Genomic DNA, 15,986 nt, shown 5'->3' with positions numbered 1-15,986 from the left:
TTGTGTTTAACTGTGATGCGTTAAGACAAAAATTGCGTAACTGCTAGTTTGTAAGAGTTACGCAATTCTAGTTTAAAGATTATTTTTGTTGTGCCTTGATATCCGTTAAATCCGGATCAACCTTAAACCACTTCTTGTAGATTTTTGCATATTCACCATTTTCCATGACTTCTTTAACTGCCTTATCAAATTCAGCTTTTAACTTGCTTCCCTTAGGGAACAACAATCCGTAAAACTCTTTATCAAAAGCAGCTTCATCTTCAATGACAACAAAATTTTCTTTCGGATTATTTTTTACATACTCCTCAATGACAGTGTTATCAGCAACAACCGCGTCCGCGCCGCCGCCTTTTAACTCCATAATTGCCAGATTGTTATCTTTAAACTTTTTAAGATTCTTATTTTCTGCTCCAAGGAGCTTTTCAACTGCTTCCTGACCAGTCGTTCCGTTCTGGACAGCCACAACCTTGTCTTTTAAATCCTCTGCGCTTTTAATCGGACTGTCTTTTGGAATCATGATTTTATTAGTAGATAGAAAGTAAGGTACTGAGAAATCATAGGTTTGTTTACGTTTATCGTTAATCGTAATAGCGGAAATTCCAATGTCCGCTGTTTTCCCTTTAATTTCAACAAATAATGGATCCCAGCCAACATGTTCAACCTTTACTTTGTAGCCTGCCTGCTTTGCAACTGCGTTAATGAAGTCGATATCAAATCCGACTACTTCCCCTTTGTCCTGGTACTCAAACGGAGCATAAGCTGCATCTGTAACAACCCTGAGTGTCTTGTCCTTTTCCGGGCCGCCGCTCGTTTTGCTGGTTCCACATGCAGATAGAATCATCGCGAAAGAAACAGCCATTACAGTCATAATCCATTTTAATTTCTTCATTCATTGACCCCCTAAATATTTTTTTGTAAAAGCATTTCATCAAAATTATAATAATATTTTGAATATAAAAATTATAAACTTTTTTGTTTATAGATTCAATACCCAGGAATTTTTCACTGTTTTAGTGTGCTAATTGACTAAAGTTGGTATATTAATGAAATAAAAAAGGTATTTTACTAGTCCAAGTTTTTACAGAACACAAAGGAACGCTCTTCCCTCCCAATGTTAATAAAATACTCCCTTTACTAATCCCCCTAAAACAGGGTTGATTACGGGCGCGCGAAACCAGGCGCAATAATATATAAGGATGCTGAGAGGCTGTCTCTTAAAAAGAGTACATTTATATTTTTTGATACATCCTCTTTTTTTAAAAAATATTATCTAGGCAAATGCCGTTACATTATAAAATTCCACGCATAATTTGTAGGGCAACTATCACCTAAGGAGAGATGCCCTAATGAATCCTTATAGCTATTATCAGCATCCACAAATGCCCATTGAATATCATACCTATGTTCCTGTTGACCAATATAACCAAGTTCTGCCCCATGACCAATTTAACCCCTATCAACTTCAGAATCAATTTGACCCAGATAGACAACCGCAGCAGCTTGAACGCAGGGTAAGCCAACTTGAAAGAGAAAATAATCGCCAGCGCCAGGAAATCGAGCGGCTTTCCCGTGAAGTTAACCAGCTCTCACGCCGCCTGCAACGTGTAAATCAACGCCTGCGTGCTGTTGAAAGAAGATTTAACTTTCCGTTTACTCCATTCGACGGGGAATATTAATAAGAATGAACCAGGTCCTGCACCTGGTTCATTTTTATTTTCTTCCCGTAAGGTTTCCTTTCAAGTTACTAAACTCCGTTATAAAAAATATGTTATATAATCTCACAGAATTCCTGACAAAACGCTAAATTTCAGATAAATTTTCCATATAAAACTAGAGAGGATGATTCTTATGAATCAAAAAAACTCCGTTCGATTGGCTAAAACAATTCTTCTTTTAGATCAATTACGGGATGAGTTATATGAAGAACTCATGAAAAACCTGGGCTCAAGGGGACACGAATTATTAAGAAGACTTCAGAATCTTTAAGCATCACTTTCTACTCTGATAATTTTTTCCCAAAATAAAATAAAAAACAAATGTAAAATTCAATTAAATGTGAGAAAATGTAACATATAATATATTAAGATTTATTGGACCTTAGAATGGAGTGTGGTGAGAAGAAAACATGGCAAATGAATCATCTTACAAAGATAAAAAGGTCATTACCATCGGCATTGTTAGAGAACTTACCGGTTTATCCGAAAGACAGATTCGTTATTATGAAGAGCGGAAACTCATTTTTCCGGAAAGAACCACCGGCGGAAGCCGAAAATACTCGTTCGCTGACGTGGAACTATTAGTGGAAATCGCTAATAAAATTGAGGATGGTGTCCAGACACACGAAATCAGAAAGGAAATGCTAAAAGCACAAAAGAAACAAAACCAGGAAGAAATTCGCAGAAAGATGATACAAGGCCAGCTAAATGCCCAATTCGGGATACGAAAAGGTCCAGCTTCTCATTAAGGAAGCCGGGCTTTTTTGTTGTTATAGTTTGACATATATTCAAATATCAAAATGTGAAACACTCAATCTATAAAAACCATGTGAGAATTCCTTACACAGTTGTAGAAGTCCTTACAAAAACATGTAAAAATACAACTACAGCAGACGTTATAAATGCTAACATACATTAAAGGAGGAATAATCATGGATACTTTATTTTTAATGAACAGCATGTGGGTAATGCTGGGAGCTGTCCTTGTAATTTTAATGATCGGCGGCTTCATCCTTTTAGAAACAGGCTCAACCAGAATGAAGAATGCTGGTCATGTAGCCGGAAAAACGATCCTTACTTTTGGGATTGGTTCTCTCGTATTTTGGGCAGTAGGCTATGGCCTCATTTTCGGTAAAGGAAATTCTCTTATTGGTTTCTCAGACTTCTTTTATTCAGGATACGAAATTGATGGATTAGGGCTATCAGGTTCAGTATTCTTCCTATTCCAATTAGCATTTGCAGGTATTTCACTAACAATCGCCCTTGGGGGATTTGCCGAACGCGCTAAATTAAGTGCCTATCTCGTCTTTGCCCTCCTATTCTCCATTATCGTCTATCCGCCGATCGCCCATTGGATCTGGGGCGGAGGCTGGCTGGCGGAACATGGTAAACAAGATTTTGCTGGCTCCACTGTTGTTCATTTAACAGGAGCGATGGCAGCATTGGCAGCTACGATTATCCTAAAACCGAGGATTGGCAAATATAATAAGGATGGCTCCGCCAATAATCTTGCCGGTCATAACCAAGTATTTACAGCCCTTAGCGTGTTGCTTTTATGGGTAGGCTGGTTCGGCTTCAACGCCGGCAGCACGTTATCGGTTGACAAAGCCTTTTTCGGTTTTGTTGCCATCAATACCAACTTGGCAGCTGCAGCCGGTACCGTAGCGGCGATGATTATCTCTTGGATGGTTTTAGGAAAAGCCGATGTGCCGATGATGCTGAACGGGGCACTAGCAGGCCTTGTAGCAATTACTGCTTCTTGCGCATTTGTTGAAACCTGGGCGGCAGTGGTGATCGGATTTATTGCAGGAATTCTCGTCTTCTACAGCATTCGTTTTTTTGAAAAAAGAAAAATTGATGATCCGATTGCAGCATTATCCGTTCATGGTACAGCAGGAGTTTGGGGTACCCTGTCAACTGGATTCTTCGCCACAAAAGAATTAGCAACGGTTGGGCAGCCCGGATTATTTTATGGCGGCGGCCTGCATCAGCTAGGTGTTCAAGCAATGGGGGTTTTGGTATGCGGCGCCTTTGCCTTTATTGTCTCTTTTATCCTTCTTAAGGCAATGAAAACAGCAATGAACGGACTGAGAGTAACTGAAGAGGAAGAAATTATCGGTCTTGATATGAGCGAACATGGCAGCTATGGCTACCCTGAATTACTGGAATCCGAACAACGGATTAATGCTTAAATTTTTTACTACAAAGAGGCTGTCCTCGGGCAGCCTCCTCTTTCTAAAAGGGGTGGAACCTAATGACGGACTCCAGCTATATGGAAATCCGTAAATTTCGGGATGACAAAATAAAGCAAGCAGCTCAAGACCACATTAAATTAAATCAACTCCACGATGAAATAATGAAAAAGGTCATCCATTTAGCTATAAAGCAAACTGTTGAAAAGCTCGGACCTTTGCCCTGTCCTTTCTCATTTTTTGTCATGGGTTCAGCCGGCCGGTTTGAACAGTCTGTCTGGAGCGACCAAGATCATGGAATTGTTTATCATGACAATCGCGTTGAAACAAAGGTTTATTTCCTTGAACTAGGAAAAGAAATATCAAGGGGGTTATTCCAGGCCGGATATTCCTATTGTGATGGCGGAGTTATGGCCAGCAATCCTTTGTGGTGCAAATCCTTAAATGAATGGCATCAGCAATTGATGAAGTGGATCACTGAATTCTCATGGGAGTCTGTTCGCTATTTATTAATCTTTATAGACGCGAGAACATTAGTAGGAAATGAGAAATTTGTAGATACTTTAAAAAATCAAATCTATCAGACTGCAAATAAAGATTTACTTGTTAAAAAAATGCTGAACAACACCAAGTATCTCAAAAATGGCATTAACGTATTCGGAAAGTTAGTAACTGAAACACACGGGCCATACACAGGATGGCTAAACATTAAAGAAATCGGCATCCTACCTTACGTAAACGCCGTCCGTCTTATTGCTATCAAAGAGAATCTGCTCACAACACCAACTCTTGAACGACTAGATACGCTTTCAAAACTACATTTTTCCGATATTGATGTAGATTTTTTCAAACATCAGTTTATTAGATTATTAGACTTTCGGCTAAACTATTGTAAACACACAAATTATGATTCTGGCCATTATTTGCCTGTTGCCCATTTATCGAGAGAGCAATCGAAAGAATTAAAAGATATTATCAAATACAGCTCGGTCCTTTTTCACTCTGTCCGAAAGTTAATTGAAAAGGAAGATCCCCATGCCCATGAATGAAATGATTCAATTCTTCAGACAACTATCCGGAAAAATCAATTCCAATCTTTATGCAGGCCTGCAGTGGAGCTCTTCACCACAGCACCAGGCATTCCTCAGGGAGCTGCAGAAAGAACTCAAGCAGACAAATACACTGCAAATCCCCCTACATGAGCTGCCGGTAGTTGTATTTGATATTGAGACAACAGGGTTTTATCCTGAAAAGGGGGATCAAATGATTTCAATTGGAGCGGTCAAAATGATTGGCAAAGAAATGAAAGCAGAGGAAACTTTTTATACTCTCGTAAAGTCAGACCTACCTCTATCAAAGGAGATTATTGATCTAACCGGTATTCAAGAGAAAGAATTACGTCATGCCCCTAATCCCACAGATGTATTGGTAGATTTTTTCAAATTTATCAAAAATAATATGCTCGTCGCCCATCACTCCAATCATGAGCTGAATTTTATGAGAAAGATGACAAGGGATTATCTGCGCTGTAATTTTGACCACCGTATTGTCGATACATCCTTCCTGCTTCGTCTTGAAGACCCATTCTTTAAACCAAGTCCGCTCGAGGAAATATGCCGGAACTGCGGCATTGAAATAAAGAACCGGCATCATGCGCTTGGAGATGCGCTTATGACAGCCAAGATTTGGAGTCAATATCTGCAAGCAGCAGAAACAAAAGGCTTTAAAAATCTGCAGGAAATATATGAATATCTTTCTAAGCTTAAGTAATTGATACCAGCCGGCTGAATAAATATACAGGGCGCTTCATTTTTTCTACTATATTAGGTGGAAATAAAAGTTAACTTTGTTTCCGTCTATTTCCTCCCTTCCAATCTAAATTCCCACAATAAATCTGCAAATAAAAAAATTCACAAATTTTTTTATTTTCGATATAACCCCATGATGAAAGGATTGTAAACGCTCCCAGTTTGTTTAACTAGTTTGAATTGTCAGATTTTTATGTTGACCCTGTCTTTAATTGGTTGTATGATAATCGTCAATAAGTACTAAGAAATTTTTTCATGGCTCCTTTATTAATTTCTTTACAAAGGGGAACGACAAAGGCTCTTCATTTAATAACGGAATGGCTTGTCAATATGAAGAAACAAACCATGACCTGTCAGTTAGGAGATCGTAAAATGAGAAGCGATATGATTAAAAAGGGGATTGATCGTGCTCCCCACCGCAGCTTACTATACGCAACAGGGGTCAAAACGAGTGACCTTGAAAAACCATTTATCGGTGTTTGCAACTCGTATATTGATATTATCCCAGGTCATAAACACCTTAATCATTTCGGTGAAATAGTCAAGGAAGCCATCCGCGAAGCCGGCGGTATTCCTTTCGAATTTAATACAATCGGTGTCGATGACGGAATTGCCATGGGACATATCGGAATGCGCTATTCGCTTCCAAGCCGTGAAATCATTGCCGACAGCGCAGAAACAGTTATTAATGCACACTGGTTTGATGGTGTTTTTTACATTCCAAACTGTGACAAAATCACTCCAGGGATGTTAATGGCGGCAGCAAGAACAAACGTACCATCTGTTTTTGTATCTGGTGGTCCAATGGAAGCGGGCGTTTCACCATCGACAGGAAAAAATCTTTCGCTTACTTCAGTTTTTGAAGGGGTTGGTGCTTACCACAATGGTACAATCAGCCAAGCACAATTGCTAGAAATCGAAACGAATGCCTGTCCTACTTGCGGCTCATGTTCTGGTATGTTCACAGCAAATTCTATGAACTGCTTGATGGAAGTTTTAGGAATGACCGTTCCTGGCAATGGAACGATGGTTGCTACTTCTGAAGAAAGACATGAATTAATTAAGCAGGCAGCAAGACATTTGATTGACTTAATCAAAAAAGATATTAAACCTCGCGACATCATTACACGAGAAGCCATTGATAATGCCTTTGCACTAGATATGGCGATGGGCGGATCAACTAATACTGTGTTACACACATTAGCGATTGCTCATGAAGCAGGTATCGATTATGATCTTCGCGAAATTAATAAAATCGCTGAAAGAGTTCCATATCTTGCCAAGATTATGCCAGCATCTGACTATTCAATGGACGATGTTCATCGGGCCGGTGGTGTAAGTGCCATCATTAATGAACTCTATAAAGTCGAAGGTGCATTGCATGATAACTGCCTAACGATTACAGGAAAAACTCTTCGGGAAAATGTGAAGGAAGCAACAATTACCAATGAAGCAGTCATCCGGACAAAAGATAATCCATATAGCCCAGTTGGCGGACTATCCATCCTATATGGAAATATTGCTCCAGATGGCGCTGTAATCAAGGTTGGCGCTGTAGATTCTTCGATTAAAACATTCTTAGGTGAAGCAATTGTATTTGAATCCCAAGATGAGGCATTAGAAAGCATTCATAATGGAACGGTAAAAGCTGGCCATGTAGTAGTTATCCGCTACGAAGGTCCTAAAGGCGGTCCAGGAATGCCGGAAATGCTAGCTCCTACCTCCGCTATTATGGGCCGAGGTTTAGGAAAAGAAGTAGCCCTTATCACAGACGGCCGTTTCTCAGGTGCAAGCCGCGGAATTTCCATTGGCCATATTTCACCTGAAGCTGCAGAAGGCGGACCAATCGGTCTCGTTGAAAATGGTGATAAAATACTAATCGACCTCGAAGCACGTTCAATTGAACTTGTCGTGGATGATGTTGTGTTAACTGAAAGACGCAAGAATTGGGTAAAGCCGGAGCCTAAAATCAAATCTGGCTATCTAGCAAAATATGCAAAACTCGTTACTTCTGCCAACACTGGCGGGGTAATGAAAATATAAATATTAAGTTATTTTACTGGGAACTGCTAGTACCCCTCCCCTTCACTAAAGAAGTTAAGGTACTAAAAACAAAATTTTTGACAATAAAATAGTCAAATCGATGACGGGAATAAAGGTGTAGGAATTTGTATTTTCAGAGAGCTGGGGTTGCTGGAAGCCCAGTAATACAACCTACTCCGACATCATCCCTGAGTGTTATTCTGAACGGTTTTTAACCCAGTAGGTCTAACCGGGTGTCAACTTAGAGCACCTGTTACAAAAAGAAGCGTTCTTTTAAATTTAGTTGTCGCTTCATGAGGCAGTATTCGTAAGGATACTGTAAAAACCGGGTGGTACCGAGAAAATGAAAGGCCTTTTCTCCCCGAACATTCTGCTTTTGATGTACTTGACTGCAGTTTATTCGGAGAGAACAGGCCTTTTTTACTGTGTTCAAACACAGTTGAAGTTTTAGTTTTGTAAATATTCTAATACCCATAAGGAGGGAACTACGACGTGAAAGCAGAAGCAAAGCTGGAATTCCAAACCAGTACGGCACCAAAAACAGGTGCAGACCTTCTCATCGATCTTTTAATTAAAGAAGGTGTTGATATATTATTCGGGTATCCTGGAGGTGCAGTCCTGCCGATTTACGATGCGATTTATCGGGCACAAAAATCCATTAAGCACGTCCTCTTCCGTCACGAGCAAGGGATGATTCATGCCGCTGAAGGATATGCCCGAATCACCGGAAAGCCTGGAGTTGTCATCGCCACTTCAGGTCCTGGGGCAACGAACTTGGTTACTGGAATTACAGATGCCATGATGGATTCCTTACCACTTGTGATTTTCACAGGGCAGGTAGCACGGACAGTCATCGGAACAGATGCCTTCCAAGAAGCAGATGTAATGGCGATTACCACGCCGATTACAAAACACAATTATCAAGTGCAATCTGCAGCAGACCTGCCAAGAATTGTTAAGGAAGCTTTTCATATTGCTTCTACAGGAAGACCAGGCCCGGTTTTAGTTGATGTACCGAAGGATATCTCATCTGCAATATTAGCGGCAATCCCAGAAGATGCTGCCATGGACCTGCCAGGCTATCAGCCAACAATTAAACCGAATCCATTGCAAATTCGGAAGCTTGCTGAGACCCTTCCAAAGGCTAAAAAGCCTGTGATTCTTTCCGGCGCTGGCGTTCTCCATGCAAAAGCCTCTGAAGAATTAACGACTTTTGCTGAAAAACATAAGATTCCAGTCGTAACCACCCTGCTTGGACTTGGAACATTCCCAGCAGACAGCCCGCTCTCCTTGGGAATGGGGGGTATGCACGGAACTTATGCAGCTAACATGGCTTTATACGAATGCGATTTGCTCATCAATTTCGGAGCTCGTTTTGATGATCGATTAACAGGAAACTTGAAGCATTTTGCACCATTTGCGAAAGTCGCCCACATTGACATTGACCCTGCGGAAATTGGCAAAAACGTTCAAACCCAAATTCCGATTGTGGCCGATGCCAAAGTAGCCTTAACACAATTGATTGAAGAGGCAGTTAATTCCCCATCACATGAGGATTGGCTGGAAGCTCTTAATCATAATAAAAAGGACTTTCCGCTTTGGTATAAGCATGACCCAAACGGCATGAGCCCGCAATGGTTAATCGAAGCGGTTCATAAAGTAACGAATGGTGAAGCGATTGTTGCTACAGATGTTGGCCAGCATCAAATGTGGGCCGCACAGTTCTACAACTTTAATCACCCGCACCGCTGGATTACTTCGGGCGGACTTGGAACAATGGGCTTCGGCTTCCCTGCTGCGATTGGGGCGCAGATGGCTGCACCAGACAGTACAGTAGTGGCAATCGTCGGAGATGCCGGGTTCCAAATGACACTGCAGGAATTATCGGTCATTTACGAACGCAACCTGCCGGTCAAAATCATTATTGTCAATAATGGCGCACTTGGCATGGTTCGCCAGTGGCAGGAGCTTCAATATGATAATCGTATTTCCGAATCCCTGCTTCATACCCAGCCTGATTTTGTCAAACTGGCTGAAAGCTATGGAATCCGCGGTGCAAAAATTGATAATCAAGAAGACCTAGTTGCCTCCCTGCCTGAGCTTATGGCCTATGACGGTCCGGTACTAATTGACGCCCGAGTCCTTCAGAAGGAAAAAGTTTTTCCAATGGTTGCTCCTGGCAAAGGGCTTCATGAAATGATTGGGGTGAAACCAGAATGAAACGTATCATCACACTAACTGTTCAAGATCGCAGCGGTGTTCTAAATCGCGTAACGGGACTGCTGCAAAGGCGGCAATTTAACATTTCCAGTATTTCCGTTGGTGCCACTGAAATCGAGGGCGTTTCTAAAATGACTCTTGTAGTTGAAGTGGAAGACGAACAGCGTCTTGAACAAGTGACGAAACAACTAAACAAGCAAATCGATGTTTTAAAAGTTTCAGATATTACTGATAAGGCAATCGTTGCCCGTGAACTTGCCCTGATTAAAGTAACATCTGGTTCACAACTGCGAAGTGAGATTAACGGGCTCATCGACCCATTCCGAGCCATTATCGTGGATGTATGTAAAGACAGCATCACCGTTCAGGTTACAGGCAAGCCTGATAAAATTGATGCTTTAATCGAACTGCTTCGCCCATTTGGCATTAAAGAAGTTGCCAGAACCGGCCTGACCGCCTTCTTACGCGGCCACCAGCCACAAGTAAATGAATTATCAGCATACTCACTAACAAAATAACACTTAATTCTGAAAGGATGATTGTAATGGTTAAAGTACTATATAACGGAGATATTCAAGAGGAAGTTTTACAAGGAAAGAAAATCGCGGTAATCGGTTATGGTTCTCAAGGTCATGCTCATGCCCTTAACCTTAAGGAAAGCGGTTTTGATGTTGTCGTTGGTCTACGCGGCGGAAAATCTTGGGATAAAGCAGTTGAAGATGGTGTAGAAGTTACTTCAGTTGCTGAGGCTACTGCACAGGCAGATGTTGTTATGGTTCTTCTTCCAGATGAGTTGCAGCCAAAGGTTTACGAAGAAAGTATCAAGCCTAACCTTCAAGCTGGCAATGCATTAGTTTTTGCACATGGTTTCAATATTCACTTCAGCCAAATCGTTCCTCCTGCTGATGTTGACGTATTCTTAGTGGCACCAAAAGGTCCAGGACATTTAGTTCGCCGTACTTATACTGAAGGTGCTGGAGTACCTGCTCTATATGCGGTTTATCAAGACTACACCGGCCAGGCTCGCGAAATCGCCCTTGCTTACGCAAAAGGAATCGGCGCAGCACGTGCAGGTGTATTAGAAACAACATTCCAAGAAGAAACAGAAACTGACCTTTTCGGTGAGCAGGCTGTTCTATGCGGCGGTACAACTGCCCTAATCAAAGCAGGCTTCGAAACTCTTGTTGAAGCAGGTTATCAGCCTGAAGTTGCTTACTTCGAATGCTTACATGAATTGAAATTAATCGTTGACCTTCTATATGAAGGAGGACTTGAAAACATGCGTTACTCCATCTCTGACACTGCTCAATGGGGAGATTTCGTATCAGGTCCGCGCGTCGTAAACGAAGATACAAAAGCACGTATGAAAGAAGTACTAAAAGATATCCAAACTGGTGCATTTGCTAAGGGCTGGATTTTAGAAAACCAAGCTAACCGCCCACAATTCAACGCCATCAACCGAGCTGAAAATAACCATCAGATCGAAGTTGTCGGCCGCGAGCTTCGTGCGTTAATGCCGTTTATTAAAAAACCAGTAAATCAAAAGAAAGAAGTGGTGGTAAATGGTTCACGTTAACATCTTTGATACAACCTTACGCGATGGTGAACAGTCCCCTGGAGTAAATTTAAACCAACTTGAAAAATTGGAAATTGCCAGACAGCTCGAACGGTTTGGCGTTAACATTATGGAGGCCGGCTTCCCGGCTTCCTCTCAAGGAGATTTCGAAGCGGTAAGAGCCATCGCAAGAACGATTAAAAACTCTTCCGTCACAGGTCTGGCCCGTGCCACTAAATCGGACATCGACATTGCGTGGGATGCTTTAAAAGATGCTGCAGAACCAAGATTGCATGTATTCATTGCAACCTCCCCTATCCATATGCAGTACAAACTGATGAAAAAACCTGAGGAAGTCGTCGAGACCGCTGTTGATATGGTTAAATACGCACGTAAAAACTTCCCGCAGGTGGAATGGTCAGCAGAAGACGCTTCACGTTCAGATTTAGATTTTCTTGTCCAAATTATTACGAAGGTAATTGATGCCGGCGCTACTGTCATCAATCTTCCTGACACTGTTGGTTATACCACACCGGCCGAATATGGACGCATGTTCCGCTATATCCGCGAAAATGTGCCTAACATTCATAAAGTAGCATTATCGTGCCATTGTCATGATGACTTGGGGATGGCTGTTGCCAATTCATTGGCTGCTATTGAAAATGGCGTTACCCAGGTCGAGGGCACCATTAATGGAATCGGTGAACGTGCTGGAAACGCAGCTTTAGAAGAAATTGGTGTGGCATTAAATATTCGTCAGGACTTCTATCCATACACAACGGATCTTGTATTAAAAGAAATCAAGCGCACCAGTGACTTAGTCAGCCGCTTTACAGGAATGAAGGTCCCTGGCAACAAAGCAGTTGTCGGTAAAAATGCCTTCGCACATGAATCCGGAATTCACCAGGATGGCGTGTTAAAAAATACATTAACCTATGAAATTATTACACCTGAACTTGTTGGAGTCGGATCCAATGACCTTGTTCTTGGAAAACACTCCGGACGTCATGCTTTTAAAGACAAAATTGAGCAAATGGGCTTTGAATTACAGCAGGATAAACTAAATGAGGCATTCCAGTCATTTAAGTCCTTAACAGATAAGAAAAAAGAAGTAACGGATGAAGATTTGTTCACTATCCTAACAGACATTCAAACCTCGGGCTTCGATGTGAAAAAATATGAGTTAGTCGCATTCCAGGTTCAATATGCTTCAGCTAATCTCCCGACAGCTACTGTCGCATTAACCACTCCTGACGGTGAAAGAGTGGAAACAGCACGCACTGGCTCCGGAAGTGTAGAAGCACTGTTTAACACGTTAGATGCTCTTATTAAAGAAGAGATTCATCTTACAGATTATAGTTTAAGCTCAGTAGGCCGAGGACGTGATGCCCTGGCTGAAGCAAATGTCAAATTGACCGTAAATGGCATAAATGTCAGCGGCCGCGGCTCTGCCCAAGACGTTCTTGAGGCATCCGGGAAAGCATTTATCAATGCGGTCAACCGAGTCTTCTTCAACCAAAAAGCCGGTGTTAAAGAACCTGCCGCACTATAAAAAATCGTAATGCAAGTTTTGGTGTGGATACCGAAACGTGCATTAAACAGAGATAAGCTAGGAACGAAATTTTTTAAAATAATAAGGAGGTTGCTTCTAGTGAAAAAACGAATTGTCTTACTTCCCGGTGATGGTATCGGCAAGGAGGTTATGCATTCCGCGAAGGAAGTTTTAACGGCGATTGCAGAAGAATATAATCATACTTTTAGCTTTGAAACCCATGAAATCGGAGGAGCAGCCATTGACCAATACGGCACTCCCCTGCCGGAAACAACAGTTGATGCCTGTAAGCAGGCAGATGCCGTTCTTTTAGGTGCAGTCGGCGGTCCGAAATGGGATAACAACCCATCCCACCTGCGTCCTGAACGAGGCCTGCTGGGAATAAGAAAGGCCCTTGATTTATATGCCAACTTACGGCCAATCAAAGGCTTCAAAAATCTCCTTCACGCTTCGCCGCTTAAAGAAGAAATTGTTTCTGGAAGCGACCTCCTTATTGTCCGTGAATTAACTGGCGGTATTTACTTTGGTACTCCAAGTGAACGGCGTGATAACGGCGAATCGGTTGTCGATACTCTAGCTTATACCCGCCGCGAGATTGAAAGAATCGTAGATAAGGCCTTTCAAGCAGCCGAAGGGCGCCGCGGTAAGCTTACTTCGGTCGACAAGGCGAATGTGCTTGAATCCAGCAAGATGTGGCGTGAAATTGTCGAAGAGAAAAAAGTACAGTACCCTGAAGTGTCTGTTGAGCATGTGTTAGTCGATGCCGCAGCAATGAAGCTAATTACTAACCCAGCTTCATTCGATGTTGTTGTCACTGAGAACATGTTTGGTGACATCTTAAGCGATGAAGCATCTGTTTTAACGGGCTCCTTGGGTATGCTTCCTTCTGCCAGCTTAAATGAATCTGGCGTCGGTCTTTATGAACCAGTTCACGGCTCCGCTCCTGATATTGCCGGAAAAGGCTTAGCCAACCCGGTTGCGATGATTTTATCAGCTGCTTTGATGCTAAGGTATTCCTTCGAACTGGAGGACGAAGCCAAAATTATCGAAGATGCAGTCCAGTCTGTACTAGATGCCGGCTACCATACTGCTGACTTGCAGGTTCCAAACGGCCGCAAAGTGGGCACCGAAGAAATGACCAAATTAATCGTCGACTATATCCGTACACTGAACGCATCTAAGTGTATCGCAAGCTGTTACTATTAAATTTGAGGACGTTACCGCCAGGCTTGGGCTGATTAGGCCTGGCGGTTTGTTCTTAAAGAAGATTTCCTTTACCGATTGGCACTCTATATTGTTCGTTTAAACAGTAAATTGATTCCAAAAAGCGGATTCGCAGACTTATTAATAAATTCGCTGATATATTCCAAAAATCCGATGATATAATTTATTTTTACTTTAACCTATAGATATTTTCGAACTTATTTTCCTAGTTTACCAGCCATTTCTGGCAAAAAATCTATAAACGTGAGGAAGGAAGCTATGCAAACACCAAAAAATATCATTCAAAAAATTTGGGAACGGCATGTTGTCCATCAAGAAGAAGGAAAGCCGGATTTACTTTATATTGATTTGCATCTCGTTCATGAAGTTACCTCTCCTCAGGCATTTGAGGGCTTACGCATGACCGGGCGCAAGGTTCGCCGCACTGACCTTACTTATGCAACAATGGACCATAACATCCCAACCCGCCAGCGTCTTGTAATCAATGACCCTATTTCAAAAAAACAAGTCGATACATTACAGCAAAACTGTGAGGAATTCGGCATTACGCTTGCAGACCTTCACCACCCGGATAATGGAATCGTCCATGTTATCGGTCCTGAGCTTGGTCTTACCCAGCCTGGAAAAACCATCGTCTGCGGCGACAGCCATACCTCCACACACGGGGCATTCGGTGCGCTTGCTTTTGGTATCGGTACAAGTGAAGTCGAGCATGTTCTAGCCACACAAACCCTTTGGCAGGCACCGCCGAAAACGATGAATGTCAAAGTTAATGGCAAGCTTGGGACAGGCGTCACCGCAAAGGACTTAATCCTTGCGATTATCGGTAAATTTGGCGTGAAATTTGGAACTGGCTATGTCATTGAGTATACCGGGGAAGCAATCCGTGGATTTTCCATGGAAGAGCGCATGACCGTCTGCAACATGTCGATTGAGGGCGGCGCAAGAGCAGGACTAATCTCTCCAGATGAAACAACAATTGAATATTTACGCGGCAGAAGACATGTTCCGCAGGGTGAAGCTTTCGAAGCAGCCGCTGCAGACTGGAAGTCCCTAGCCACAGATGAAGGGGCCACTTACGATACAGTAGTTGAAATTGAAGCTTCAGAGGTAGAACCTCAGGTAACTTGGGGAACCAACCCTGGAATGTGTATTCCGGTAACAGCAAACGTGCCAAGCCCGGAAGACACAGATAAACCAAGTGATAAAGACGAAATTCAGCGGGCCCTTGAGTACATGGGTCTTGAAGCTGGCCAGCCGATTTCCAACGTAACAATCGACCATGTCTTCATTGGTTCTTGTACCAATTCACGTCTAAGCGACCTGCGGAAAGCAGCTAACATCGTCCGTGGCAAGAAGGTAAATTCTTCGGTTACTGCAATTGTTGTTCCAGGTTCCTTCAGCGTCAAGCTGGCTGCGGAAAAAGAAGGTTTGGATCAAGTCTTTAAAGAAGCGGGCTTTGAATGGCGCGAAGCAGGCTGCAGTATGTGTCTCGGAATGAACGATGATATCATTCCATCTGGTGAGCGCTGTGCTTCCACATCCAACCGGAACTTTGAAGGACGTCAAGGTAAAGGTGCCCGCACACATCTTGTCAGCCCTGAAATGGCAGCAGCAGCAGCAATTGCCGGCCACTTTGTCGATGTTCGGAAGTTCACTGCTCAGGAGGTTATGTAG

At 42.4% G+C, this 15,986-nt stretch carries 14 protein-coding genes; 13 read left to right on the top strand and 1 reads right to left on the bottom strand.

Annotation, left to right across the window (positions count from 1 at the left end):
- Positions 1-79 precede the first annotated feature (79 nt).
- Positions 80-889: a basic amino acid ABC transporter substrate-binding protein gene (locus tag ACZ5AE_RS05195; RefSeq protein WP_464570112.1), complete on the bottom strand. Its 810-nt coding sequence runs from the start codon at positions 887-889 to the stop codon at positions 80-82.
- A 457-nt stretch (positions 890-1,346) separates the two neighbouring features.
- On the opposite strand from ACZ5AE_RS05195, the gene ACZ5AE_RS05190 reads away from it, so the two are divergent.
- The 13 genes from ACZ5AE_RS05190 (at position 1,347) to leuC (ending at position 15,986) form a co-directional block, all read left to right on the top strand.
- The gene (locus ACZ5AE_RS05190) at positions 1,347-1,676 is read left to right on the top strand and encodes a hypothetical protein (RefSeq protein ID WP_464570110.1); all 330 of its coding nucleotides are present in this window, start codon (positions 1,347-1,349) and stop codon (positions 1,674-1,676) included.
- A 172-nt stretch (positions 1,677-1,848) separates the two neighbouring features.
- Positions 1,849-1,986, top strand: coding sequence for a hypothetical protein (locus tag ACZ5AE_RS05185; RefSeq protein ID WP_284037289.1), 138 nt, complete (start codon positions 1,849-1,851; stop codon positions 1,984-1,986).
- A 139-nt stretch (positions 1,987-2,125) separates the two neighbouring features.
- Positions 2,126-2,464, top strand: coding sequence for a MerR family transcriptional regulator (locus ACZ5AE_RS05180; protein ID WP_464570107.1), 339 nt, complete (start codon positions 2,126-2,128; stop codon positions 2,462-2,464).
- 183 nt (positions 2,465-2,647) lie between these two features.
- Positions 2,648-3,907 (top strand): ammonium transporter, encoded by a 1,260-nt coding sequence (locus ACZ5AE_RS05175; protein ID WP_464570105.1) that lies wholly within the window; start codon positions 2,648-2,650, stop codon positions 3,905-3,907.
- A gap of 62 nt (positions 3,908-3,969) precedes the next feature.
- The gene (locus tag ACZ5AE_RS05170) at positions 3,970-4,956 is read left to right on the top strand and encodes a DUF294 nucleotidyltransferase-like domain-containing protein (RefSeq protein ID WP_464570103.1); all 987 of its coding nucleotides are present in this window, start codon (positions 3,970-3,972) and stop codon (positions 4,954-4,956) included.
- Between the two features lies 1 nt (position 4,957).
- Positions 4,958-5,677 carry an exonuclease domain-containing protein gene (locus ACZ5AE_RS05165; protein ID WP_464570101.1) on the top strand — a complete coding sequence of 240 codons (720 nt, stop codon included), beginning with the start codon at positions 4,958-4,960 and terminating at the stop codon, positions 5,675-5,677.
- 410 nt (positions 5,678-6,087) lie between these two features.
- Positions 6,088-7,758 carry a dihydroxy-acid dehydratase gene (ilvD, locus tag ACZ5AE_RS05160; RefSeq protein ID WP_464573548.1) on the top strand — a complete coding sequence of 557 codons (1,671 nt, stop codon included), beginning with the start codon at positions 6,088-6,090 and terminating at the stop codon, positions 7,756-7,758.
- A gap of 492 nt (positions 7,759-8,250) precedes the next feature.
- A complete protein-coding gene (ilvB, locus tag ACZ5AE_RS05155; protein WP_464570099.1) occupies positions 8,251-9,978 on the top strand; it encodes an acetolactate synthase large subunit in 1,728 nt (575 codons plus the stop codon).
- Positions 9,975-10,496 (top strand): acetolactate synthase small subunit, encoded by a 522-nt coding sequence (gene ilvN / locus ACZ5AE_RS05150; RefSeq protein WP_464570096.1) that lies wholly within the window; start codon positions 9,975-9,977, stop codon positions 10,494-10,496. Before ilvB ends, ilvN begins: the two co-directional genes overlap by 4 nt.
- 26 nt (positions 10,497-10,522) lie before the next feature.
- The gene (gene ilvC / locus ACZ5AE_RS05145) at positions 10,523-11,554 is read left to right on the top strand and encodes a ketol-acid reductoisomerase (protein WP_464570094.1); all 1,032 of its coding nucleotides are present in this window, start codon (positions 10,523-10,525) and stop codon (positions 11,552-11,554) included.
- Entirely contained in the window at positions 11,541-13,085 is a 1,545-nt protein-coding gene (locus ACZ5AE_RS05140) for a 2-isopropylmalate synthase (RefSeq protein ID WP_464570092.1), read from the top strand. The genes ilvC and ACZ5AE_RS05140 overlap by 14 nt, the downstream gene beginning before the upstream one ends.
- Positions 13,086-13,184: 99 nt before the next feature.
- Positions 13,185-14,291: a 3-isopropylmalate dehydrogenase gene (gene leuB / locus ACZ5AE_RS05135; protein ID WP_464570090.1), complete on the top strand. Its 1,107-nt coding sequence runs from the start codon at positions 13,185-13,187 to the stop codon at positions 14,289-14,291.
- 276 nt (positions 14,292-14,567) lie between these two features.
- Positions 14,568-15,986 carry a 3-isopropylmalate dehydratase large subunit gene (gene leuC / locus ACZ5AE_RS05130; protein WP_464570088.1) on the top strand — a complete coding sequence of 473 codons (1,419 nt, stop codon included), beginning with the start codon at positions 14,568-14,570 and terminating at the stop codon, positions 15,984-15,986.

Source organism: Neobacillus sp. S1227, from assembly GCF_055385255.1.
This window is presented reverse-complemented; position numbering and strand designations above follow the sequence as displayed.

Excerpts from the sequence above, each read along its gene's own strand:
- ACZ5AE_RS05165 (WP_464570101.1), top strand. The coding sequence starts at position 4,958 with ATGATTCAATTCTTCAGACAACTATCCGGAAAAATCAATTCCAATCTT.
- ACZ5AE_RS05195 (WP_464570112.1), bottom strand. The coding sequence starts at position 889 with ATGAAGAAATTAAAATGGATTATGACTGTAATGGCTGTTTCTTTCGCG.
- ilvC (WP_464570094.1), top strand. The coding sequence starts at position 10,523 with ATGGTTAAAGTACTATATAACGGAGATATTCAAGAGGAAGTTTTACAA.
- ilvN (WP_464570096.1), top strand. The coding sequence starts at position 9,975 with ATGAAACGTATCATCACACTAACTGTTCAAGATCGCAGCGGTGTTCTA.
- ACZ5AE_RS05170 (WP_464570103.1), top strand. The coding sequence starts at position 3,970 with ATGACGGACTCCAGCTATATGGAAATCCGTAAATTTCGGGATGACAAA.
- ACZ5AE_RS05180 (WP_464570107.1), top strand. The coding sequence starts at position 2,126 with ATGGCAAATGAATCATCTTACAAAGATAAAAAGGTCATTACCATCGGC.
- leuC (WP_464570088.1), top strand. The coding sequence starts at position 14,568 with ATGCAAACACCAAAAAATATCATTCAAAAAATTTGGGAACGGCATGTT.
- ACZ5AE_RS05185 (WP_284037289.1), top strand. The coding sequence starts at position 1,849 with ATGAATCAAAAAAACTCCGTTCGATTGGCTAAAACAATTCTTCTTTTA.
- ACZ5AE_RS05140 (WP_464570092.1), top strand. The coding sequence starts at position 11,541 with ATGGTTCACGTTAACATCTTTGATACAACCTTACGCGATGGTGAACAG.
- ilvD (WP_464573548.1), top strand. The coding sequence starts at position 6,088 with ATGAGAAGCGATATGATTAAAAAGGGGATTGATCGTGCTCCCCACCGC.
- ACZ5AE_RS05175 (WP_464570105.1), top strand. The coding sequence starts at position 2,648 with ATGGATACTTTATTTTTAATGAACAGCATGTGGGTAATGCTGGGAGCT.
- ACZ5AE_RS05190 (WP_464570110.1), top strand. The coding sequence starts at position 1,347 with ATGAATCCTTATAGCTATTATCAGCATCCACAAATGCCCATTGAATAT.